At 63.3% G+C, this 14,283-nt stretch carries 13 protein-coding genes and 1 tRNA gene; 11 read left to right on the top strand and 3 right to left on the bottom strand.

Annotated features, from left to right (window positions below; all coding sequences use genetic code 11):
• The first annotated feature begins 21 nt into the window (after nt 1–21).
• Nucleotides 22–1,323, top strand: coding sequence for a transcriptional regulator PtsJ (gene ptsJ, locus JAB1_RS27765; RefSeq protein WP_070282870.1), 1,302 nt, complete (start codon nt 22–24; stop codon nt 1,321–1,323).
• A gap of 33 nt (nt 1,324–1,356) precedes the next feature.
• Nucleotides 1,357–2,076: a glutamine amidotransferase gene (locus tag JAB1_RS27760; RefSeq protein WP_034784391.1), complete on the top strand. Its 720-nt coding sequence runs from the start codon at nt 1,357–1,359 to the stop codon at nt 2,074–2,076.
• Nucleotides 2,077–2,126: 50 nt separating this feature from the next.
• Here the strand turns inward: JAB1_RS27760 and JAB1_RS27755 are convergent, their stop codons facing one another.
• Nucleotides 2,127–2,432 carry a PsiF family protein gene (locus JAB1_RS27755; RefSeq protein ID WP_034784390.1) on the bottom strand — a complete coding sequence of 102 codons (306 nt, stop codon included), beginning with the start codon at nt 2,430–2,432 and terminating at the stop codon, nt 2,127–2,129.
• Nucleotides 2,433–2,697: 265 nt separating this feature from the next.
• Here JAB1_RS27755 and JAB1_RS27750 point away from each other — a divergent pair, with 265 nt between their 5' ends.
• The gene (locus JAB1_RS27750; RefSeq protein WP_034784389.1) at nt 2,698–3,237 is read left to right on the top strand and encodes a DUF2058 domain-containing protein; all 540 of its coding nucleotides are present in this window, start codon (nt 2,698–2,700) and stop codon (nt 3,235–3,237) included.
• A gap of 155 nt (nt 3,238–3,392) precedes the next feature.
• Here JAB1_RS27750 and JAB1_RS27745 read toward each other — a convergent pair whose 3' ends face one another.
• Both JAB1_RS27745 and JAB1_RS27740 read right to left on the bottom strand, forming a co-directional pair.
• Nucleotides 3,393–4,394 (bottom strand): hypothetical protein, encoded by a 1,002-nt coding sequence (locus JAB1_RS27745; RefSeq protein ID WP_139144709.1) that lies wholly within the window; start codon nt 4,392–4,394, stop codon nt 3,393–3,395.
• Between the two features lie 253 nt (nt 4,395–4,647).
• Nucleotides 4,648–4,723 (bottom strand) — tRNA-Phe (locus tag JAB1_RS27740).
• Nucleotides 4,724–4,909: 186 nt separating this feature from the next.
• On the opposite strand from JAB1_RS27740, the gene dkgB reads away from it, so the two are divergent.
• The 8 genes from dkgB to JAB1_RS27700 all read left to right on the top strand — a co-directional run bounded on the left by dkgB (nt 4,910) and on the right by JAB1_RS27700 (nt 14,254).
• Nucleotides 4,910–5,734, top strand: coding sequence for a 2,5-didehydrogluconate reductase DkgB (dkgB, locus tag JAB1_RS27735; RefSeq protein WP_070282866.1), 825 nt, complete (start codon nt 4,910–4,912; stop codon nt 5,732–5,734).
• A 1-nt stretch (nt 5,735) separates the two neighbouring features.
• On the top strand, nt 5,736–6,665 hold the full coding sequence (locus JAB1_RS27730; protein WP_070282864.1) for an LLM class oxidoreductase: 930 nt from the start codon (nt 5,736–5,738) through the stop codon (nt 6,663–6,665).
• A 66-nt stretch (nt 6,666–6,731) separates the two neighbouring features.
• Nucleotides 6,732–7,970 (top strand): FAD-dependent monooxygenase, encoded by a 1,239-nt coding sequence (locus JAB1_RS27725; protein ID WP_070282862.1) that lies wholly within the window; start codon nt 6,732–6,734, stop codon nt 7,968–7,970.
• Nucleotides 7,971–8,129: 159 nt separating this feature from the next.
• The gene (locus tag JAB1_RS27720; protein ID WP_034785648.1) at nt 8,130–8,846 is read left to right on the top strand and encodes a DsbC family protein; all 717 of its coding nucleotides are present in this window, start codon (nt 8,130–8,132) and stop codon (nt 8,844–8,846) included.
• A 132-nt stretch (nt 8,847–8,978) separates the two neighbouring features.
• The gene (locus JAB1_RS27715) at nt 8,979–9,437 is read left to right on the top strand and encodes a (2Fe-2S)-binding protein (RefSeq protein WP_070282860.1); all 459 of its coding nucleotides are present in this window, start codon (nt 8,979–8,981) and stop codon (nt 9,435–9,437) included.
• 10 nt (nt 9,438–9,447) lie between these two features.
• A complete protein-coding gene (locus tag JAB1_RS27710; RefSeq protein ID WP_070282858.1) occupies nt 9,448–11,712 on the top strand; it encodes a xanthine dehydrogenase family protein molybdopterin-binding subunit in 2,265 nt (754 codons plus the stop codon).
• Nucleotides 11,713–11,725: 13 nt separating this feature from the next.
• A complete protein-coding gene (locus JAB1_RS27705; protein ID WP_070282856.1) occupies nt 11,726–12,334 on the top strand; it encodes a nucleotidyltransferase family protein in 609 nt (202 codons plus the stop codon).
• 117 nt (nt 12,335–12,451) lie between these two features.
• Nucleotides 12,452–14,254, top strand: coding sequence for a M61 family metallopeptidase (locus tag JAB1_RS27700; RefSeq protein WP_070283038.1), 1,803 nt, complete (start codon nt 12,452–12,454; stop codon nt 14,252–14,254).
• Nucleotides 14,255–14,283: the final 29 nt, after the last annotated feature.

The following is a 14,283-nucleotide window of genomic DNA, read 5'->3' as shown; positions in this document are numbered from 1 at the left end:
TATATCATGTCTGAGACTATCATGAGGATTGCAGGGAAAACCGCTGCGGAGCTGTTCGACAGCATCCGTGCTCTGACGCAGGCGGGCGAACTGGTGCCGGGCCAGGAGTTGCCGACCGTGCGCGAGCTGGCCGCGACCTTGGGCGTCAACCGCAATACCGTTTCGCTGGCGTACAAGCGCCTGGTGACGGCCGGGATCGCGGTCACGCAAGGGCGCCTGGGCACGGCCATCCGCGCACAGCGCGATCCCGGCGAGCAGGAAGGCCTGCTGCCCGGCTCGCCGCTGGCCGACCTGGGCGGCGGCAATCCTAACCTTGCCTGGCTGCCCGATGTCGGCGCGGCCCTGGCGCGCAAGCCATACCGCCCGCGCCTGTATGGCGAAGCCACGCTGGATCCGGAGCTGGAAGCCCTGGCGCGGCGCTGGATGGCCGGCGATTGCCCTGAGGGCCACGACATCACCCTGACGAATGGGGCGGTCGATGCGGTGGAGCGCCTGCTGGCCGCGTATCTGGTCGCGGGCGACAAGGTGGCCGTGGAAGACCCGTGCTTCGTCAGCAGCATCAACACCTTGCGCATCGCCGGGCTGCACGCCGTTGGCGTGGCTGTCGATGCCGAGGGCATGCAGGCCGGGGCGCTGGAACGGGCGCTGGCGCAAGGCGCGCAAGCCGTCATCGTGACGCCGCGTGCGCACAATCCGACCGGATGCAGCCTGAGCGCGGCGCGCGCGGACCAGCTGCGCGCGGTGCTGGCCGCTTACCCGCACGTGCTGGTCATCATCGACGACCATTTCTCGCTGCTGTCCGTCGCCAGCTACCAGGACGTGATTCCCCATGCGGCCCGGCGCTGGGCGCTGATCCGTTCGGTATCGAAGATCTTCGGCCCCGACCTGCGCTTAGCCGTTGTCGCCAGCGACGGGCAGACCGCCCAGCGCCTGCGCCTGCGCCTGGCGCCCGGCACGAACTGGGTCAGTCATCTCTTGCAGGATGCCGTGAGCGCCTGCCTGTCTTCACCGGACGTGCTGGCGCAGGTGGCCCTGGCCCGCGCCGACTATGCGCGCCGCCGCGGCATCCTGGCCGATGCGCTGGCGGCGCAAGGCCTGGTTGGCGCCAGTCCTGCCGATGGACTGAACCTGTGGCTGCCGCTGCCGGGCGGCAGCCAGGCGGCCGTGCTGGCGCTGGCCCGGCATGGCTGGCTGGTGCGCGGCGGCGAAGCCTTCGGCGTGCAGGCGCCGACGCAGGGCTTGCGGATCACCGTATCGACCATGGACGCAGCGCGTGCGCAGGCGTTCGCCGCCGTGCTGGCCCAGGTGCTGAGCCGGCCATAGTTTTTTAATTCCTCGCCACAGAAAGGGAACATCATGAAAGTCCATTTCATCGTGCATGAAGCGTTCGAGGCGCCTGGCGCCTACGAGACATGGGTACGCGAGCGCGGCTACGCGGCCACGTATTCCCGCGTCCACGCCCATGAACCGCTGCCCCCGTCCATCGCGGGCATCGACCTGCTGGTCGTCATGGGCGGACCGCAGTCGCCGTCGACGACGCGCGAGGAATGCCCGCATTTCGACGCCGCCGCCGAACAGGCCTTGATCGCCGCATGTGCCGCGGCGGGCAAGGCGGTCGTCGGCGTCTGCCTGGGGGCGCAGCTGATCGGCGCGGCCCTGGGAGCGCGCCATGCGCACAGCCCTGAAAAGGAGATCGGCAAGTTCCCCATCATGCTGACGCGAGAAGGACAGGCGAACGACAAGTTCGCCCATTTCGGCGATGTCCTGGAGACCGGACATTGGCATAGCGACATGCCGGGCCTGACTGACAGCGCGAAGGTCATCGCCCACAGCGAAGGCTGCCCCCGCCAGATCGTCGAATACGGCAATCTGGTGTACGGATTCCAGTGCCATATGGAGTTCACGCCGGAGGTGGTCGACCTGCTGATCGCCGCTTCAGAAACGGAACTGGCCACGCTGGAGTCGCACCGCTTCGTGCAGCAGCCAGCGACCCTGCGCACCCACGACTGGCAGGCCATGAATGGCAAGCTGTTCGGTTTCCTTGACCGGCTCATGCAGGCCTACGCATCGCCGTGAAAAAAAACGCCAGCATGATGCTGGCGTTGTGGGGCAAGCAGACGAGGCGCTTATTTTTTCGGCGCGCTCAGGCATTCTTTCATGAAAGCCTTGCGGGCATCGCCCTTCATGTCCTTGGCGTCGACATTGCATGCCTTCATCTTGTTTTGCTGCGTCATGGCCGGCGCCGGCTTGGCGCTCAGGCATTCCTTCATGAACGCCTTGCGCTCATCGCCTTTCTTGCCGGCGGCGTCCGCATTGCAGGTCGTCATTTTTGACTGTTGGGCCGTCTTGGCGGCGGGCGCCGCTTCCGGCGCGGCGGCAAAGGCGGTACTGGCAAACGCGGCGGCGATGCAGAGGGCGAATAATTGTTTCATGGCAAATCCTTGTAGACGCAGTCAGTGGAAGGGGACGTGCAACCGGCAGGCAATGCCGATATGCAGAACGTAACTAACTATATGACATTTATCAACAAAATTTGCAATCGAGTGTGTCTTTTTGTTACTGGCCGGCGCCAGGAACCTGCCGGCTGCCCCGGGCAGCCATCTTGCGGCGGCAGCCCCCCTGTTTTTTGCTATGCTAGCGACTTTCCACCGGCCGATGCCGCTGCCTTGGCCGGCGCACCCTCAATACGGAGTAGTTATGGTCTCGTTGCAAGAGCAGTTTTTAAAGGCCGGCCTGGTCGACAAGAAGAAGGTCAAACTGGCCAACCAGGACAAGAGCAAGCAAAAAAAGGACGAGCGCAAGAGCGGCACGCAAAGCGTCGACGAAGTGCGCCTGGCCGCGCTCGAGACCCAGCGCAAGAACGCGGAACGCGCGCGCGAACTGAACGCCCAGCGCGACGCGGCCGCCAACCAGAAGGCCATCGTGGCGCAGATCGCGCAAATGGTGCAAAAGAACCGCCAGAGCAAGGGCAACAACGGCGACGTGCCGTATAACTTCACGTTCAACAACAAGATCGAGCGCATCTACGTGACGGCGGCTGTGCAGGCCCACCTGGTGGCGGGCCGCCTGGTGATCATCTGCCTGGGCGGCGCCGTGGAACTGGTGCCGCGCATCATCGCCGACAAGATCGCCGAACGCGACCCCGCCATCGTCGTGCGCGTCAAGCAGGCCAGCACGGAAGTGGACGAGGACGATCCGTATGCGGCGTTCCAGATTCCCGATGATTTGATGTGGTAAGAACGACGGGGCTGGCCGCAGCCGGCAGCCTTGCTCGATTCAATAAAAACGCCAACCCGAAGGTTGGCGTTTTTATTGGCGCGGCAAATTCTGTTACCCGGCGCAAGCAAGGCACGGGGAGATGCAAGGCTAGGCCGGTATCTGGACAGTTGCCATTACTGCGCTGCGGGCGCGCTTCTCTCATTCGTGGCTTGCCTGGCAGCAGGCAGGCCAAATGACGCTGGTAATCGCCCCAGGATTTCGCCAGTGATGCCGGAGTAAAAAACGATGCCCAAGATATTCCCAGTAAGAAATACTCTATCTGTCGTAGTCACGTCGATTTGTTGTGGTGTTGAATCGGACGACTTGTAGTCGTAGGCAATGTAAGGCGATGCCAGCTGCATCACGATCATCGCCTTCAAGACCGGCAATTCTTTTGCCGCGACGGCATTTTCCAGCGTAAACTGGAATGCAGGTTTTATGTATTGGGTGTAGCCCCGGTCAATATCCAGGAATGGGATGCGATTGACGGCAACGCCCATCGTGGATGTGTACGTTTCTTCAATGGGATAGTAGCCGCGATAGGTGCTGCGTCCTTTATAACGGCCTTTCGAGTTCAATTTGGAACTCAAGTCAAATTGGTCCAGTCCTTTATAGGAAGGCTTGTTGATGTCATAGTCAGGCGCGCCGATGCCATTCAAGTCTCGTGTGCGGGGAAAGACATACAGCTTCACTTTTCCCGTATCCGCATTGAAATCGTACCCAATGCCAACGGAATATGCTCCGTCTTTTTTGACGGAAACAACAAAGGCCAGTGCATCATTCAAGCTCGAATCCGCCACCACTTTTTCGTTCAGCGCTGCCGCCATTCTGCGCTTGTAGTCAGCCGTCGATTCAAACTCCCCCTTTTTCTCGCGCACAAATTTTTTGACTGCCTCGATGACCGCGCCCAGCGGCAAGCCTGGATACGCCGGATCGAGGCGGTCGCTGTCGAGCATCTCCATGGAAAATTTCTCCCCCTCCACCTTTCGTTCCCATGGCCTGTGGAGGACGGCACTCTTCTGTTCCTGAGGCGTTGCGCTCGATGGGCTTTTCACTTGCTCTGCCACTTGCGTGGCCTGTGCCGTGCCCATGCCGGCAAGTGCGCTGGTGGCAGCCAGCAAGAACCATTTTTTCATTTTCATCATCCTTGATGCCGGTGTTAATGTTTATTTAATTTTAACATGTTTCCCGTGGGGAATATCTGCCGGTATCGGGGTACTGGCGTCTCGCGTCAGGCCGCCGGGCCATGCGCTGGAGGGGAAATACCGTATCGGATGAGGGGAGGATGCCGGCATGCGGCCGGAAAAGGGGGATGCTGCGGTGAATTGGCGCAGTCCACAAACAAAAACGCCACCCGAAGGTGGCGTTTTTGAATGTAAAACGAATTCTTGGTGGCCCGGGGCGGAATCGAACCACCGACACAAGGATTTTCAATCCTCTGCTCTACCGACTGAGCTACCAGGCCAAGGTGGCGAATTATAGCAGACCAAAACGGGAATGCAAGAGCCGGCTGTGACTTTCCCCCGATTTTCTGCATAGGCAACACATTACTTGCCTGCGGGTCAAATATGATTTGATATAAACGGTATTTTTCTCAACAAAGGTTGGGCGCATAGTGTGGTCATCGTTACTGACTTGAGAGGATTACCGCATGAACGCCACCACCCATCACACCGCCATCCCTGAAATCGGCCTGGGCACTTTCCGCCTGCAGGGACAGGTCGTCATCGATTCCGTCGCCACGGGCCTGGACGTCGGCTACCGCCATATCGACACGGCGCAAATCTACGGCAATGAAGCCGAAGTGGGCCAGGCCATCGCCGCCAGCCCCGTCCCGCGCGATGAGCTGTTCGTCACGACCAAGATCTGGATCGAGAGCTTGCGGCGCGAAAAACTCATTCCCAGCTTGAAAGACAGCCTGCACAAGCTGCAGCTGGAGCAGCTGGATTTAACGCTGATCCACTGGCCGTCGCCGCAGGACGCGATTCCCGTCGCCGAATACATGGCGGCGCTGGCGGAGGCCAAGGCGCAGGGGCTGACCAAGGCCATCGGCGTATCGAATTTTACGAATGCGCAGCTGCAGCAAGCCATCGATACGGTGGGTGCGGCGGAAATCGCCACGCAGCAGATCGAGATCCATCCGTTCCTGCAAAACCGCAAGGTCATCGATTTTGTGCGCAGCCAGGGCATCCACATCACGGCCTACATGCCGCTCGCCTATGGCAAGGTGATGGCGGACCCCGTGATCGCCGCCATCGCCGCGAAGCACGGCGTGACGCCGGCGCAAGTGGCCTTGAGCTGGTCGCTGCAGCAGGGCTTTGCCGTGATCCCCTCGTCGACGAAACGTGCCAACCTGGAAGCGAACCTGCATTTCCAGCGCATCACCCTGTCGCCGGACGAGATGGCGCAGATGGCGACCCTGGAACGGGGCGAACGCCTGGCTAACCCGGACGGCCTGGCGCCGCAGTGGGATTGAGATGGGCGCCATGACAAAGCTGGGGCAGGGCGGTTTCAGCATCGGCCTGGAACTGCCGCTCGATAATGACTGGTCGTCCACGGGGCGCCAGGCGAATGCGGTCTCCGGCCGCATGCCGGGCGAACCGGACCTGAAACAGCACGCGGCGCTGGCGAAGCTGGCCGACCGCCTCGGTTTCAGGGCCCTGTGGCTGCGCGACGTGCCTTTGTACGACCCGTCGTTCGGCGACGCGGCCCAGGTCTTCGAGGTGTTTACCTATCTTGGCTACCTGGCCGGCATCACCGGGAACATCTTGCTGGGCACGGCCGCCGTGGTGCTGCCGCTGCGCGAGCCCGTGCTGACGCTAAAAGCGGCGGCCAGCGTGGACCAGTTGAGTGGCGGGCGTTTGCTATTGGGCGTGGCCAGCGGCGACCGGCCCGTCGAGTATCCCGTGTTCGGCCGCGATTTCGACGGGCGCGGCGCGGCCTTCCGCGAACAGGTCGCCATGCTGCGTGACTGGGGCGAGACGCGTCTGCCGCCAGGCGTCCGTTTGCTGCCCAAGCCAGCCGCGCCCTTGCCCCTGCTGGTGGCGGGGCTGGCGCAGCAGTCGCCTGCGTGGATCGGCGCGCAGATGGATGGATGGCTCGCCTATCCGGGCACGCCGGACGACCATGCGCGGCGCTCGGCGCAATGGCGCGCCGTGGCCGGAGAGAACAAGCCGTATGTCAGCTTCATCCACCTGGACCTGGACGAGGATCCGAGCCTGCCGCTGCAGCGCTTCCGCTTCGGGGGACGCACGGGGCGTGAGGGCCTGATCGCGGAGCTGCACGCCATGCGCGCGGCCGGCGTGCGGCATATCGGCCTGCAGCTGCGGCAGAACCGCCGCCCGCTGGCCGAGACGATGCAGGAGATCGCGGACCACGTGCTGCCCGTCTTTCATGGCGCCGCTTGATCTGGGGCACGCGTCCTGTACTTCCGGACTATCTGAAAAGGGTGGGGCAAACGCTATAATGGCCGCATGAACAGTCCCACTCCCCCTACCATGCGGCGCTTCATGCACAGCCACAGCGACGTTTGCATCGTCGGCAATGGCGCCATCGCGAAAACCACGGCGCTGGCGTTTGCCCAGGCAGGACAAAGCGTCACCCTGCTATCGCCGGTGAGCGCGCCCGCCCCCGCTTCGGCTGCCAAGCCGGTCGAAGCCAGCTGGGACGTGCGCGTGTATGCGCTCAATAATACGGCGCACCAGTTGCTGTCGTCGCTGAAGGTGTGGGGCGCGCTCGCGGCCGACAGGGTGGCGCCCGTTGACGCCATGCTGGTCAAAGGCGATGGCGCGCAGGCGGGCGGACTCGGTTTCGACGCCTACGGCGCCCATGTGGGCACGCTGGCGTGGATCATCGAAGACCGCAACCTGGGCCAGGCGCTGGACGCCGCCCTCAAGTTCGCGCCGAACGTCAGCGTGCTGCAGGGCCGGGCCAGCCGCCTGGAATGGACGAATGATTCGGCCATCGTGCACCTCGATGGCGGCGACACCATCACTTGCGCATTGGTAGTGGGCGCAGATGGCGCCCAATCGTGGGTGCGGGGCCAGTGCGATATCGGACTCGATTACCGCTCGTATGGCCAGCGCGGCGTGGTCAGCAACTTCGCCTGCGAAAAGCCGCACCATGGCGCCGCCCACCAGTGGTTCACGGGCAGCGAAGGCATCGTCGCCTTGCTGCCGCTGCCAGGGGACCGCGTTTCGCTGGTCTGGTCGGCGCCCGATGCGCTGGCCGATACCTTGATGGCCGAATCGGCCGACGCCCTGGCCGCGCGCCTGGCCGCCTATTGCCACGACAAGTTGGGCAAGCTCACGCCGTTGCAGCCGGAGCTGGTGCGCGCCTTCCCATTGACCCTGATGCGCCCGCACGCCATGGTGGCGCCGCGCGTGGCCCTGGTGGGCGACGCCGCCCACGTGGTGCATCCGATGGCGGGCCACGGCATGAACCTGGGTTTTGCCGACGTGGCGCAGCTGGTCAAGACGATCAGCGAACGCGAAGTGCACCGCGGCATCGGCGACGAACGCGTGCTGGCCCGCTATGCGCGCGCGCGCAAGGAAGACGTGCTGTTGATGCAGCTGGCGACCGATGGCCTGGCGCGATTATTTGGCGCCGATCTGGAACCGTTGCGCGTGGTTCGCAATTTGGGATTAAACTTGCTGGATAAATTGCCGGCCCTGAAGCGGAAAATGATTGCGCACGCATTGGGACATCAGTAAGTATCAGCGAATCTTAAGATATCGCCGGATAATGGCAGGTGTGAAAATTCAAGGTCGCCGCAGCTGGTCTGCGGCGATCGTTTTGTCAAAGAGATAACTATGCCGGGCCAGAGGCCAGTCCCGCCAGGCGTTTCAAGTGGAGAAGTGATAGTGATAAAAATGAGCAGAATCGCATTGGTACTGGCCTCGGGCCTGATGATGTCGTGCGCCGGCGCGGAAACGCCGACGGAAGCGAACATCAAAAAGCTGATCGAGCCGCGCCTGGGCGAAGGCGCCAAGGTCGATTCGGTCAAGGAAACCCCATACGGCGGCCTGTACGAAGTGCGCACGGGCGGCGACATCCTGTACACGGACAAAGCCGCGCAATACCTGTTCGTCGGCCACGTCTTCGACGCCAAGACGTCGCAAGACCTGACCAAGGTGCGCCTGGACGAAGTCAATCGCATCAAGTTCTCCGACTTGCCGCTCGATTCCGCCATGAAGACCGTCAAGGGCAATGGCAAGCGCGTGATTGCCGTGTTCGAAGACCCGAACTGCGGCTATTGCAAGCGTTTCCGCCAGAACGCGCTGAAGGAAATCGACAACGTCACCGTCTACACCTTCATGTACAACATCCTGTCGCCCGACTCCATCGTCAAGTCGCGCAATGTCTGGTGCGCGCCGGACCGCAACAAGGCCTGGGATGACTGGATGTTGAACGGCAAGGCGCCGGCCACGGTGGCCGCCACTTGCGCCAACCCGCATGAAAAAATCCTGGCCCTGGGCCAGCAATTGCGCGTCTCGGGCACGCCAGCCATCTTCTTTGCCGACGGCAGCCGCATTCCGGGCGCGGTCGATGCGAAAACGCTGGAACAGAAATTCTCGACCATTAAGTAATCCGGGCTGTCGCCAGGAAGGCTGGACGGCGCGCCCTCGCAAGGCGCGCTTTTTTTTGCACTTTTTTCCGCTGTCGTATCATCAAGTGTTGTTCGTAGACGCCATAACAATCCAAAAAAGGGGAAGCAGCAGATGATTACCTTGAATATCAACGGACGCGACACGCAGGTCGACGCCGATCCTTCCACGCCCATCCTGTGGGCGCTGCGCGATAACCTGAATATGACGGGCACCAAATTCGGTTGCGGCGCGGCCCTGTGCGGGGCCTGCACGGTGCACCTCGACGGCCAGCCTATCCGCTCCTGCATCACGCCGATTTCCTCGGTGGGCGCGCAAAAGATCACCACCATCGAAGCGATGGAAAACGACCAGGTGGGCAAGGTCGTGCAGGCGGCATGGGTACGCCACGACGTGCCGCAATGCGGCTACTGTCAAAGCGGCCAGGTGATGAGCGCCACGGCGCTGCTGCGCACCAACAAGGCGCCCAGCGATGCCGACATCGACGGCGCCATGAGCGGCAATATCTGCCGCTGCGGCACCTATCAACGGATCCGCGCAGCCATCAAGGACGCGGCCAAGACCCTGGCCTGAGGAGAGCGACATGCGTATCGAATGGTTGAATCAGGAAGCATTGCAGCATGGCGGGGTGACCCTGGGCGCGGCGCTGGCATCGGCGCCGGTGGCCGTTGCCGATGGCGTGTCGCGGCGCGGTTTCATGAAGGCCGGCGCGGCGGCCGGCGGCGGCTTGATGCTGGGCTTTTTCATGCCCGGCGCAGGCAAGCTGGCGCAGGCGGCCGATGCCGCGCCCGCCAAGCCCGTGTATGCGCCGAACGCCTTCTTGCACATCGCTCCCGATAACTCGGTGACGGTGCAGGTGAACCGGCTGGAATTCGGCCAGGGCGTGCAAACGAGCTTGCCCATGCTGATCGCCGAGGAACTCGACGCCGACTGGAGCCTGGTGCACGGCGCCCTGGCGCCGGCCGGCGAGCAGTACAAGGATGCCGCCTACGGCATGCAGATGACGGGCGGTTCGGGCAGCATCGCCCACTCGTTTACGCAGTACCGCGAAATCGGCGCCAAGGCGCGCGCCATGCTGGTGGGCGCCGCTGCCGCGCAGTGGAAAGTCAGTCCCGACCAGGTGCGTGCCGCCAAGGGCGTGCTGTATGGCCCTGGCGGACAAAAGGCGACGTATGGCGAGTTTGCCGACGCGGCCATGCGCCAACCCGTGCCTACCTCCGTCAAGCTGAAAGACCCGCGCGAATTTGTCATCATCGGCAAACCCGTGAAACGCCTCGACGCGGCCGCCAAGTCCACGGGGAAACAGCAGTTCGGCATCGATTTCAAGCCGCCCGGCGCGAAAGTGGCCATGGTGGCGCGCCCGCCCGTGTTTGGCGCCAAGGTGGCGAAATTCGACGCCAGCAAGGCGAAAGCCATCAAGGGCGTGCTCGAGGTGCTGGAAGTGAAGACCGATCGTGGCGGCAGCGGCGTGGCCGTCATCGCCGACGGCTACTGGCCAGCCAAGCAGGGACGCGACGCGCTGGTGATCGAGTGGGATACGAGCGCCGTGGAAAAGGTCAGCAGCGACAAGCAGCTGGCCGCTTTCAAGGCGCTGGCGAAAACGCCGGGCACCATCGCCAAACCTGCCGACATGGGCAAGCTGGCCAAGGCGCCGAAAAAGATCGAAGCCGTGTACGAGTTCCCCTACCTGGCGCACGCGCCGATGGAGCCGCTCAACTGCGTCGTCGACCTGCAAGCGGACAAATGCACGATGTGGGTGGGCTCGCAATTCCAGACCGGCGACCAGGCGGCCATCGCGGCTACTTCCGGCCTGAAACCCGGGCAGGTGACGCTGCACACCATGATGGCTGGCGGCGGCTTTGGCCGGCGCGCCGTGCCCTCGTCCGATTATGTGGTCGAAGCCGTCAACGTCGCCAAGGCATACAGGGCGGCGGGCAAGAGCGGCCCCTTAAAGCTGATGTGGAGCCGCGAGGATGACATCAAGGGCGGCTACTACCGGCCGTCGCATGTGCACCGCGCGCAGATCGGTCTCGACGCCAAAGGGAAAATCCTCGCCTGGGACCACACCATCGTGGGCCAGTCCATCATGGCCGGCACGCCATTCGAAGCCTTCATGGTGAAAAATGGCGTCGATGGCACCATGGTCGAAGGCATGGGCGAGCCGTACACCCTGCCGATGAAGCTGTCCGTGCACACGGCCAAGGCGAACGTGCCCGTGCTGTGGTGGCGCTCCGTCGGTTCGACGCATACAGCCTTCGTCATGGAAACCCTGATCGACGAGGCGGCGCACGTGGCGAAGATGGATCCCGTCGCCTACCGCAAGCAGCTGATCGACGCCAGGCACACGCGCCACATCGCCGCGCTGGACCTGGCCGTGGCCAAGTCCGGCTATGGCAAGAAGAAGCTGCCGAAAGGGCAGGCCTGGGGCGTGGCCATGCATGAATCGTTCAATTCCGTCGTCGCCTACGTGGTGACGGCTTCCGTGGTGGAAGGCGCGCCCAAGCTGCACCAGGTATGGGCCGGCGTGCATTGCAACCTGGCTGTCAACCCCTTGACGATCGAGGCGCAAGTACAGGGAGCCGCGCTGATGGCGCTGGGCATGACCATCCCCGGTGCGGCCATCACGCTCAAGGATGGCGTGGTGGAGCAGCAGAACTTCGGCGATTACCCCGTACCGCGCATGCAAGACATGCCGGTGATCGAGGTGCACCTGGTGCCATCGGGCGACGCGCCAACGGGCATGGGCGAACCGGGCGTGCCGCCATTGGCGCCCGCATTCGCCAATGCGCTGTTCGCGCTGACGGGCAAGCGCCTGCGCAAGCTGCCATTCGACCTGGCGGCCGCATGACGGCAGTGGTTTTTTGAGTACGGTCGGCATCTTGCTGGCAGCTGGAAGGGGGCGCAGGTTCGACCCTTCCGGCGTGCAGAATAAATTATTGCAGCCGCTGGCCGAAGGCCCGCATGTGGGCTTGCCGGTGGTGGCGGCTGCCGCAAAAGCCATGCTGGCGGCCTTGCCGCGCGTGCTGGCCGTGGTGCGTGCCGACGATACGCAGGTGGCGCGCGTGCTCGGTGCGCTGGGCTGCGAGGTGCGCGTCTGCCATGACGCCGACACGGGCATGGCCGCATCGCTTACCTGCGCCATCGATTACGTGCGCGGCGCGCCGGGCTGGCTGATCGCCCTGGGCGACATGCCCTGGGTGGAAGCGGCTACAATCTCTGCCTTGTCGCAAGCCATCGGCGATGGCGCGCACATCGCCGTGCCCGTGTTCCAGGGCCGGCGCGGCAATCCTGTCGCCTTCAGCGCCTTTCACTTGCCGCTGCTGCTGGCGCTCGATGGCGACCAGGGCGCGCGCAGCATCGTCAACAGTCATGCCGTATGCGAAGTGACAGTGGACGATAGCGGCATCTTGCGCGATATTGATACACCTGACGATTTGTCGCCGGTGCCTGGCGCACCCGGGCGATTGTAGAACATCCATGCCAGACACGAGGAAAACATGAAGAAAGCACCGATTCAAAAAATCACCGCCAAGGCGGGAGCCAAGGCAAGCGGCAAAGCCACAAGCAAAGCCGTAGCGAAAACCGCAGTGAAAACCACACCGGCCGCCGGCATCATCTACAGCATCGCCGCTGCCGACCTGGCCGGCCACATGTTCAAGGTGACGTTGACAGTCAAGTCGCCGGCCGCCATCGGCCAGGTCTTGTCCTTGCCGGCCTGGATTCCGGGCAGCTACATGATCCGCGAATTTTCGCGCAACATCGTCAGCATCCGCGCCGAGTCCGAGGGCAAGGCCGTGGTGCTGACCAAATTGGACAAGCACTCGTGGCAAGCCGCTCCGTGCAAAGGCCCGTTGACGGTGGAATACGACGTGTATGCCTGGGACTTGTCCGTGCGCGCCGCCCACCTGGACCAGAATCACGGCTTCTTCAACGGCACCAGCGTGTTCCTGCGCGTGCTGGGCCAGGAGGCCGAGCCGCATGAAGTGCACATCGTGCAGCCGAAGGATGCGGCCTGCAAGACCTGGAAGGTGGCCACCACCTTGCCGGAACTGAAAGCGAAGCGCTATGGCTTCGGCAGCTACCAGGCGGCCAACTACGATGAGCTGATCGACCACCCGGTGGAGATGGGCGACTTCGCGCTGGCCACCTTTACCGCGCATGGCGTGCCGCACGATATCGTCGTCACGGGCAAGGTGCCGAACCTGGACCTGGACCGTCTGTGCCGCGACCTGAAAGCCATCTGCGAAACACAGATCGCCTTCTTCGAGCCGAAGACCAAGAAGGCGCCGATGGACCGCTATGTGTTCATGACCATGGCCGTCGGCGACGGTTACGGCGGCCTGGAACACCGCGCCTCGACGGCGCTGATCTGCGCGCGCGCGGACCTGCCGACGACGGCGTCGACCAGCACGGAGATCGGCGACGGCTACCTGAAATTCCTGGGCCTGTGCAGCCACGAGTACTTCCACACCTGGAACGTCAAGCGCATCAAGCCGGCCGCCTTTGCGCCGTACAACCTGCAGGCGGAAAGCTATTCGCCGCTGCTGTGGCTGTTCGAAGGCTTCACCAGCTATTACGATGACCTGATGCTGGTGCGCGCGGGCCTGATCGACGAGGCAGCCTATTTCAAGCTGCTCGGGAAAACCGTCAACAGCGTCTTGCGCGGCAGCGGCCGCACCAAGCAAAGCGTGGCAGATTCCAGTTTCGACGCCTGGGGCAAGTACTACCGCCAGGATGAGAACGCGCCGAATGCCATCGTCAGCTACTACACCAAGGGTTCGCTGATCGCGCTGGCCTTCGACCTGACGATCCGCAGCAAGACGAACGGCGCAAAGTCGCTGGATGACGTGATGCAGGCCTTGTGGCAGCGCTATGGCCGCGATTTCTACAAGGGCAAAGCGCGCGGCGTGACGCCGGCGGAAGTCGAAGCCCTGTTCGATGAGATTGCCGGCACGCGCATGAAGCCGTTCTTCGAGCGCTACATCCGCGGCACGGACGACGTGCCGCTGGCGCGCCTGCTGGCGCCGTTCGGCGTGAAATACAGCGATGCGCGCAAGGCGGAAAAAGCCAGCCTCGACGTCAACCTGGGCCGCGACGGCAACGATGCCAAGCTGGCGCAGGTGCACCAGGGCGGCGCTGCCCACGTGGCCGGCCTGTCGGCGGGCGACGTGCTGGTGGCCATCGATGGCTTGCGCGTGACGGGCACCAGCCTGGACACCTTGCTGGGCCGCTACGCCGTCGGCGCCAAGGTGGCGGTGCACGCTTTCCGCCGCGACGAGCTGATGACGTTTGTGGCCGTGCTGCAGGGCGACCGCGTACCGGGTGTCAGCTTGACCCTGCTGCCGGCGCCAAAGAAAGCCGCGGGACCGAAGCGTCCTAGCGCTGCATGATGTTCATGCAGTAAGACAGAAACCGGCCG

This window comes from Janthinobacterium sp. MP5059B (assembly GCF_001758645.1).
Classification (GTDB): Bacteria; Pseudomonadota; Gammaproteobacteria; order Burkholderiales; family Burkholderiaceae_D; genus Janthinobacterium; species Janthinobacterium lividum.
This window is presented reverse-complemented; position numbering and strand designations above follow the sequence as displayed.

Coding starts and splice junctions, on each gene's coding strand:
- ptsJ (WP_070282870.1), top strand. CDS start 22: ATGAGGATTGCAGGGAAAACCGCTGCGGAGCTGTTCGACAGCATCCGT.
- JAB1_RS27760 (WP_034784391.1), top strand. CDS start 1,357: ATGAAAGTCCATTTCATCGTGCATGAAGCGTTCGAGGCGCCTGGCGCC.
- JAB1_RS27755 (WP_034784390.1), bottom strand. CDS start 2,432: ATGAAACAATTATTCGCCCTCTGCATCGCCGCCGCGTTTGCCAGTACC.
- JAB1_RS27750 (WP_034784389.1), top strand. CDS start 2,698: ATGGTCTCGTTGCAAGAGCAGTTTTTAAAGGCCGGCCTGGTCGACAAG.
- JAB1_RS27745 (WP_139144709.1), bottom strand. CDS start 4,394: ATGAAAAAATGGTTCTTGCTGGCTGCCACCAGCGCACTTGCCGGCATG.
- dkgB (WP_070282866.1), top strand. CDS start 4,910: ATGAACGCCACCACCCATCACACCGCCATCCCTGAAATCGGCCTGGGC.
- JAB1_RS27730 (WP_070282864.1), top strand. CDS start 5,736: ATGGGCGCCATGACAAAGCTGGGGCAGGGCGGTTTCAGCATCGGCCTG.
- JAB1_RS27725 (WP_070282862.1), top strand. CDS start 6,732: ATGAACAGTCCCACTCCCCCTACCATGCGGCGCTTCATGCACAGCCAC.
- JAB1_RS27720 (WP_034785648.1), top strand. CDS start 8,130: ATGAGCAGAATCGCATTGGTACTGGCCTCGGGCCTGATGATGTCGTGC.
- JAB1_RS27715 (WP_070282860.1), top strand. CDS start 8,979: ATGATTACCTTGAATATCAACGGACGCGACACGCAGGTCGACGCCGAT.
- JAB1_RS27710 (WP_070282858.1), top strand. CDS start 9,448: ATGCGTATCGAATGGTTGAATCAGGAAGCATTGCAGCATGGCGGGGTG.